The organism is Dactylosporangium darangshiense (genome assembly GCF_039537565.1).
GTDB lineage: Bacteria > Actinomycetota > Actinomycetes > Mycobacteriales > Micromonosporaceae > Dactylosporangium > Dactylosporangium darangshiense.
In genome coordinates this window covers 1-738 of record NZ_BAABAT010000219.1, presented here as the reverse complement: position 1 = coordinate 738, position 738 = coordinate 1, and the positions used below count along the sequence as shown (strand labels likewise).

1 protein-coding gene is annotated in these 738 nt (G+C 67.9%); it reads left to right on the top strand.

Annotation, left to right across the window (positions count from 1 at the left end; all coding sequences use genetic code 11):
• Positions 1 to 738 (top strand): non-ribosomal peptide synthetase (locus ABD901_RS58795; RefSeq protein WP_345145133.1); only part of this gene is annotated, 738 nt, incomplete at both ends.

Here is a 738-nt window from a genome sequence, read left to right as displayed (position 1 = left end):
CCCCCGCCATCACCACCACCGACACCCTCACCACCATCACCACCCGCCCACCCATCGGCCGGCCCCTGCCCAACATCGGCGCCATCCTCCTCGACCAACACCTCAACCCCGCCCCCGACGGCACCACCGCCGAACTCCACATCGGCGGCCCCGGCCTCGCCCACGGCTACCACCACCGCCCAGCCCTCACCGCCGAACGCTTCATCCCCAACCCCCACACCACCGACGGCAGCCGCCTCTACCGCACCGGCGACCTCGCCCGCCGCCAACCCAACGGCGAACTCGACCACCTCGGCCGCACCGACCACCAAATCAAACTCCGCGGCCACCGCATCGAACCCGCCGAAATCGAAACCGCCCTCACCACCCACCCCAACATCACCACCGCCATCATCACCGCCAACCACAACACCCTCACCGCCTACCTCACCACCACCACCAACAACCCACCCACCACCGACGAACTCCGCACCCACCTCCACCACACCCTCCCCGACCACATGATCCCCACCCACTACATCCACCTCACCACCCTCCCCCGCACCCCCAACGGCAAAATCGACCGCAACGCCCTCCCCACACCCGACACCACAAGACCCGACCTCACCACCACCTACCAACCCCCCACCACCCCCACCGAACAACACCTCACCACCATCTGGACCGACCTCCTCGACCTCGACCACATCGGCATCGGCGACGACTTCTTCAACCTCGGCGGCCACTCCCTCCTCGCCA